Annotated in this window: 3 protein-coding genes; all 3 read left to right on the top strand. The window is 62.1% G+C overall.

The genetic code is table 11. The features are described 5' to 3' along the window. Positions 1-1,559: phage tail tape measure protein (locus IT40_RS29435; protein ID WP_166436169.1), on the top strand; the 1,559-nt coding region annotated here is incomplete at its 5' end. Positions 1,560-2,168: 609 nt separating this feature from the next. Continuing rightward, complete coding sequence (locus IT40_RS26025; RefSeq protein ID WP_036761360.1) at positions 2,169-2,615, top strand: hypothetical protein; 447 nt, start codon at positions 2,169-2,171, stop codon at positions 2,613-2,615. Positions 2,616-2,680: 65 nt separating this feature from the next. Next, positions 2,681-3,394, top strand: a complete 714-nt coding sequence (locus tag IT40_RS26020; protein WP_036761358.1) for a hypothetical protein — start codon at positions 2,681-2,683, stop codon at positions 3,392-3,394. Positions 3,395-3,540: the final 146 nt, after the last annotated feature.

Below are 3,540 nucleotides of genomic sequence, written 5' to 3'. Positions count from 1 at the left end.
TGGCCGAGGAAGCCGCCAGCGCGGGCATGGCGATGCGCGGCGCTATCGGCCAGCTTGACGCCTGGGGCTATGGCGAAGCCGCTGACCAACTGCGCACCCTGTCCGCGCAACTGGACGCGGCGCAGCAAGGATTCCGCGGCGGCACCATGACCGGCGAGGACTTCGCCGCCAAGCTGGCCGAAATCCAGAAGGAAGCCGATGCGGCTTTCGCCAGCCTGTCGGATGTGGATCGGGCGCAATTCTCGGGCGTCATATCGCAGCTTGGACGCCTTGGGGGCGTGATTGCCAGCGTCACGGCGCAGGCGTCGGCGCTGGTGGGTGAACTGGCGAAGGCTGCGCAGATCGACCCCGGCACGAAACGCCTTGAAACCATGCGCCAGCAACATGCAGCGCAACAGGCATCCATGGACAGCCTGAACGCCATGCGCGAGGCGAATGAGCGTTTCAACACCTCGGAAGCCGCCCGCAACGCCCTGACCAGCGAGGGCGTGAAGCTGGAACGTGAGAAAGAGGCTGTGCGCAAGCGTGCTGCCGAGGCGGGCGCAACCCTGACAGATCAACAGATCACCGAGACCGCCCAGGCTGCGATCGCCGCCGATGCTGCCCGCGCTGCTGCCGATCGAGCCGGGCGTTCCTCTGGCGGTGGTAAGGCTGGCGGTGGTGCCGAAAAGCTGGATGAATTTGCCCGAGAGGCGCAGGCGATCCGCGACCGGACCCGCGAGCTTGAACTTGAAGGCGCTGCCCTGATCGCTGCCGCCGCTGCCGGTAATCGCTATGGCGCTGCCGTGGACTTCGCGGCGCAGAAGGCCCGGCTGCTGCATGCCGCGCAACAGGCCGGAAAGCAGATCACGCCCGCCCTGACTGCCGAGGTTGACCAGCTTGCGCAGGCGTATGTCACGGCAGGCCATAGCGCAGACCAGGCCGCCGAGAAGCTGCGCCAGATCGAGGACGCCGGCCAGAAGGGAGCCGAGGCGTTGAGCGAGATGTTCACGGGCATCCTGACCGGAAGCACGTCGGCGCGAGAGGCATTGGCCGGGTTGCTGCGAAAGATCGCCGAGGCGCAGTTTAACCGGGTGTTCATGAACATGTTCGGACAGGGCGGCATGTTCGCGGGCGTCGGACAGGCTGTTGGTGGATGGCTAGGCTATTCCGAGGGCGGTTTCACCGGCGACGGCGGGAAGCATGAGCCGGCGGGCATCGTTCACGCGAACGAGTATGTTTTCAGCGCCGAGGCTGTGAGGCGCATCGGTGCCGACAATCTGGACGCCATGCACCGCGCCGCTAAATCGGGCGCTAGGGGCTATGCCTCGGGCGGGCTGGTAGGTGCCACCGGGAAGCTTAACAAGGCCGCTGGTGAGTCTCTGCGCGGCTCTGCGGCTGCATCCGCCCCGGTGATTAACATCACGGGCGGCGCAATCACGGTGAACGGCAGCGCCGGAACGCCCGAGCAGAATGCCGACCTGGCACAGCAGGTCGCGCGCGAGTCCGAACAGATGTTCCGCAAACTGGTCCAGGGCGAAATGGTCCGGCAGATGCGGAGCGGTGGCCTGCTGCGCTAGGAGACTCATAGAGGCACCCTAGAGCGGCATCTAGGGGTTGTCCGGTAGGTGGGACCGGAAAGGGGCGTCATGGGACTCTGTGACGCCTCTGTGAGTCTCTGCGGGCGTGCCCGCATGTCATGGACCGGGGGAGAGAGCGGGCGCAGCCCGCGACCGACCGGAACGGCGGCTTTTGGTTGACCGAGGAAGTGCAGGGCGTGGACCGGAACCCGGTTCCCGACCGAGGAAGTGTTTCTTACCTTCCCGGTCGGAAATCCCTTCAACCGAGGGCGGGCGAAGCCCGCCAGCAACGAGCGCCGAAGGCGCGAGGCGCAGGGAGCCGCCGCAGGCGGCGAGTATCGCCCGGAGATGTTTTCGCCAATGTGTCACGCTTCGCTACCTACCGGGAGAGAGTAAGGGCAGAGCGTGTCGTTTTGGCCGTAACGTATATTCTTCTACAAGTAATAAGAAATATTCTTACAAGTATATTACATATACGGCCAAAACGACACGCTCTTGCCGTCCCGGTCAAACCATGCACGTTACGGCCAAAACGACACGCTTTAGCAGGTATTGACAATTAACGATTAAGTGTTTATATCTCATACGCAGAAGCATTCAGAGGTTAACATGCCGACCCATATCAGCCTGCCTAACGAACGTGCGGAACAGCTTCGCATGATCGCCAAGGCAAAGAACACCACCATCCCGGAAGTGATCGCGGGTTTCGTCCGGTCCGAGATCGAGGCCGGGACCATTCCCGCCGAAATTCCGGGTATCGACGTGACCAGCACCGGCCCGGCCATCACCATCCGGGCGCGCGGCTTTGAGGCCGAGATTCCCGCCGATCAGGGGCCGACCTTGGGCGACCTGCTGCGGGGCGCTGGCAACGTCACCAGCGATCCCGAGCGCAAGAAGCGGTGGATCGAGGGCTTGGCCGCACTGTCGGGCATCAAGGTCAAGCGGGCAGGCAATGGCCTTAAGCTAATCTCGCCTATCACCGGGCAGGAGATTCCGCTGAATCTCGACGTTGCGGCAGACCTTGGCGACCAGATCGAGCGCAAAGCCGCCGAATAAGGAAAAGGGCCAGGCGCGCCAACGCCTGACCCTTTGAAATCTTCCCATAGCACGGACCTTTTACCATGACCGATTCCGACCTGCAAGACGATCAAGACGATGATGACCTGCTGTGGGATATTCTTCGCAAGATTGACGAAGAAGGCGAGGAGGCCGACGCGCACCTTCTACGGGAGCTTGAAGCCATCCAGCCGGGCATGAGCGTCGATCCTGATCCCGAGCCGGTTGAAAGTCCTAAAGGTTTCCCCCAGGCATCAGATAACACCGACCCGGACGACCACGATATTATCGTGCATGAGGTCAAGCTAACCCGGTATGACAAGGCCATTCGCAAGCGCCGCGACCTTGAGGCGAAGCGTGCTGCCCTGCCAGCTGATCATGACCCGTGTAAGGTCGCGGCGCTTGATATGCAGATCAAGATTGCCCGTGCTGCGGTCGAACGGGCTGAAAGCGATGTATCGCGAATGCAAGAGGGCATTGACGAATGGCGCGCGGGCGTTGGTCGCGAAAGGCGGAATGAGAACCGTCGCAAGGTTCGGACCAAGCCGAATGCTGACCTGTCGAGTATGACGCCTGACCAGAAGGCCCAGCACGAACGGGATCGGCGGTCCGACGCGAATTGGATAAAGCGCCGCCGCGAAGCCGGAATGCCCGAGGCGCAGATACAGGCCGAGCTTGCTGTTCGCATCCACACCCGCGAGGCCAAGCGCGCCGAACAAGCAAGGGTGGATGCGGAACAAGCCGCCATGCAGGAACTACCGCATTACGGCATCGCCTGACCGCGCACCAGGGCGTTAGCTATTTAGCTAACGCCATCCCGTCCCCTCGGCAGGTAAGTATGTGCTTACTTATTTTATGAATTATTTCAGCTAGTTACTTCATTTTCCCTCTTGCGCCCGGATTCCGCATCGGCCTAGATTCCAGG

The organism is Paracoccus versutus (assembly GCF_000763885.1).
Taxonomy (GTDB): domain Bacteria; phylum Pseudomonadota; class Alphaproteobacteria; order Rhodobacterales; family Rhodobacteraceae; genus Paracoccus; species Paracoccus versutus.
Note: the sequence above shows the minus strand (reverse complement) of the source record. Positions and strands in the feature narration are given on the sequence as shown.

What these genes read in the sequence shown, in the direction of transcription:
- IT40_RS26025 (WP_036761360.1), top strand. Translation starts at nt 2,169, where the DNA reads ATGCCGACCCATATCAGCCTGCCTAACGAACGTGCGGAACAGCTTCGC.
- IT40_RS26020 (WP_036761358.1), top strand. Translation starts at nt 2,681, where the DNA reads ATGACCGATTCCGACCTGCAAGACGATCAAGACGATGATGACCTGCTG.